Genomic DNA, 3407 nt, shown 5'->3' on the forward strand with positions numbered 1-3407 from the left:
GAAGTGGCCCCTGCCCGTTCGGCGCTGATGTCGCAGATCGCCGAGCGCATAGCCGGCCAGGGCGGCGCCGGCCTCTTCATCGACTACGGCCACCTTCAGCCGGGGATCGGCGACACTTTCCAGGCGCTGCGCCGGCACCAGCGCGAGGACGTTTTGGCCAATCCGGGCGAAGCCGACCTCACAGCCCATGTCGATTTCGCCGCTCTTGCCGAGATGGCGCGCGCTCACGGTCTCGAGGTGCACTTGTCGACCCAGGGCGAATTCCTGCTCGGCATGGGCCTGCTCGAGCGCGCCGGCACGCTCGGCGCCGATGCCGATACCGAGACACGTCAAGCCATTTCCGACGCGGTCGAACGCCTGGCCGGCCCCGACGCGATGGGCGAGTTGTTCAAGGTCATGAAGGTGCTGCCGGCGGCGAAAGCCACCTGATCGCCGAGCGGCCTTACCGACTGGCCCGCTTCGTTCTCCGAACTTCGCCTTGACGAACCCGCCTTGCACGGCGACAAACCCAACCATGCTGAATCAGACCAGACCCGATCCAGTACGCTCGCCGCTGCTTGAAAAAGTGCCGGGCATGCGCCACGGCTACTTCACCCGCATCGGCGGCGTCTCCGACGGCATCTACCGGGGGCTCAACATCGGCACCGGCTCCAGCGACGACCAGACACTGGTCGCCGAGAACCGGCGGCGCGTTGCCGCCTGGATGGGCGTGCCCGCGGATCATCTGTTGACCGCGCACCAGATCCACTCGCCGGATGTCGTTGTCGCCAGGGAACCCTTCGCCGGTCCTCGTCCGAAGGCCGACGCCATCGTCACCGACCGTCCCGGCATCGCCATCGGCGCCTCGACGGCCGATTGTGGGCCGGTCCTGTTCGCCGACGCCGGGGCGCGCGTCATCGGCGCCGCGCATGCCGGTTGGAAGGGCGCGTTCACCGGCGTGCTCGAAAACACGGTCGCCGCGATGGAAGCCCTCGGCGCCCGCCGCGAGCGCATCGTCGCCGTGCTTGGCCCCTCGATCGGCCCCGGCAACTACGAGGTCGGGCCGGAATTCGTCGCCCGCTTCGTCGAAGCCGACGCCGGCAATCACCGCTATTTCAGACCGTCGAAGACGACCGGCCACTCGATGTTCGACCTCAACCGATATACGGTCGACCGGCTGCGCAAGGCCGGCGTGACCGCCGAAGGCCTTGGCCGCTGCACCTACGCGGAAGAAGAGCTTTTCTATTCCTACCGGCGCACCACACACCGCAAGGAAGCGGATTACGGGCGCCAGGTTTCGGCAATCGTTCTGGAGAAAGAGTAAAATGGCGCTGCATTTCGAACGTTCGGAATTCGACGCGCGACGCGATCGGCTGCTGATCGAAATGGCCGAGAAGAAGCTCGACGCCGTGCTTTTGTTCGCGCAGGAGAGCATGTATTGGCTGACCGGCTACGACACATTCGGCTTCTGCTTTTTCCAGTGCCTGGTGGTGAAGGCCGACGGCTCGATGGTGCTGCTCACCCGTTCGGCCGATCTGAGGCAAGCACGCCATACCTCGACCATCGAAAACATCGTGCTGTGGACCGATCGTCAGGGCGCCAACCCGGCGATCGACCTGCGCAACCTGCTCAACGACCTCGACCTGCTCGGCGCCCGCATCGGCGTCGAATACGACACCCACGGCCTGACCGCCTATAACGGCCGGCGCCTTGACGAGCAGTTGCAGACCTTCGGCCAGATCGCCGATGCTTCGGGCATCGTCGGCCGGCTGCGCCTGTTCAAGAGCCCGGCCGAGATCGCCAAGGCGGAAAAGGCCGCCAATCTTTCCGACGACGCGCTGGATGCGGCGCTGCCGCTGATCAAACAAGGCGGCGACGAAGGGCTCATCCTTGCCGCCATGCAAGGGGCCGTTTTTGCCGGCGGCGGCGACTATCCCGCCAACGAGTATATCATCGGCTCCGGCGCCGATGCCTTGCTCTGCCGCTACAAGGCCGGCCGCCGCAAGCTCACCAAGAACGACCAGCTGACGCTCGAATGGGCCGGCGTCTTCCACCACTATCATGCCCCGATGATGCGCACCGTACTCACGGGCAAGGTGTCGAAGCGTCACCAGGAATTGTTCGACGCTTCCCGCGCCGCCCTGCTCGCGGTCGAAAAGGCGATGACGCCGGGCAACACCTTCGGCGATGTCTTCGACGCGCATGCCCGCACGCTCGAAGCGCACAATCTGACCAAGCACCGGCTGAATGCCTGCGGCTATTCGGTCGGCGCCCGCTTCACGCCGTCCTGGATGGACATGCCTATGTTCTACCAGGGCAATCCGGAGCCGATCGCGCCCAACATGACGCTGTTCGCGCATATGATCATCATGGACTCCGAGACCGAGACCGCGATGACGCTTGGCCGCACCTACCTCACCACGGAATCGGCGCCGAAGCCGCTGTCACGCCATGATCTCGACTTGATCGTGCAGTGAATCCATAATGGTTGGTTCACGCGGGGGCGTTCGCCAGTAGGGAGTTTTCAGGCAAATGAGACGATCGCGGGTGACGACCGTGTCATTGCTTGCGGCGCTGGCGCTTGGCGCCTGCACCAACGCCAAGGACGTGCTCGAACCTTCGGCGATCACCCCGCCGGCGAGTTCTGCCCAGTCTTCGGCCACCCCGCAGGGCACATCGACGACGGCCACCTCTCCGACCACGACCGCGCCTGCTCCTTCGCCCGCGCCTTCCGCCACGGCCTCACCCGCAAGACCCGCAACGCCGGCCCAGACCGCGGCGCTGGCCAAGACGCGGCTGCAGGTGGCGCCGATCGTCGGCGCATCGGTGGACGCGGCGGCACCGTTGACGGCGGAACTGCAAACCCGTGCCAAACAGCGTGGCCTGACGCTTGTCGGCAGCACGGACCAGACCGCGACGCATGTGCTGAAGGGCTATTTTTCGACGATGTCCGAGGGCAAGGACACGACCGTCATCTATGTCTGGGACATTTACGATCCCTCGGGAAACCGCCTGCACCGCATCAATGGCCAGCAGAAGGCGCCCTCCGTCGGCAGCGGCGAGGGCTGGCCCGCGGTGGCGCCCGCCACCATGCAGGCCATTGCCGACCAGACGATCGACCAGTTCGCCGCCTGGCTGGGCAGCGGCGGCGCCGGTTGACCGGACAGGCCAAACTGTTGCCGACCAAACTGTTGCCGGCTTGCGATGTTTTCCCTGTTTGTTGCGGTCGCCGCAAGGATTCCCCACAACGAGGCTTGCAATATCGGCGCGGGCCGCTAAAAGCCCGCATAAAAGGCTCATGAGAGTCTCTCCGGCCTCTCCATCCTTCACCAGGAACGGTGCATGAAGCTTTTCGCGGGCAATTCCAACCGGGTGCTGGCCGAAGCAGTCGCTCGCTATCTCAACATCCCGTTAGGGAAGGCCAGCGT

General features: G+C 65.2%; 4 protein-coding genes. All 4 read left to right on the forward strand.

The genetic code is table 11. The annotated features are described in order from the left end of the window. A partial coding sequence (locus EOD07_RS27465; RefSeq protein ID WP_206519572.1) for an SAM-dependent methyltransferase occupies positions 1-429 on the forward strand: 429 nt, incomplete at its 5' end. Between the two features lie 85 nt (positions 430-514). Then, a complete protein-coding gene (gene pgeF, locus EOD07_RS27470) occupies positions 515-1303 on the forward strand; it encodes a peptidoglycan editing factor PgeF (protein ID WP_127237628.1) in 789 nt (262 codons plus the stop codon). Between the two features lies 1 nt (position 1304). Beyond that, positions 1305-2456 (forward strand): Xaa-Pro peptidase family protein, encoded by a 1152-nt coding sequence (locus EOD07_RS27475; RefSeq protein ID WP_040989654.1) that lies wholly within the window; start codon positions 1305-1307, stop codon positions 2454-2456. Positions 2457-2511: 55 nt separating this feature from the next. Further along, complete coding sequence (locus tag EOD07_RS27480) at positions 2512-3138, forward strand: hypothetical protein (RefSeq protein ID WP_073986141.1); 627 nt, start codon at positions 2512-2514, stop codon at positions 3136-3138. Positions 3139-3407: the final 269 nt, after the last annotated feature.

The sequence above is a fragment of the Mesorhizobium sp. M2C.T.Ca.TU.002.02.1.1 genome, from assembly GCF_003997225.1.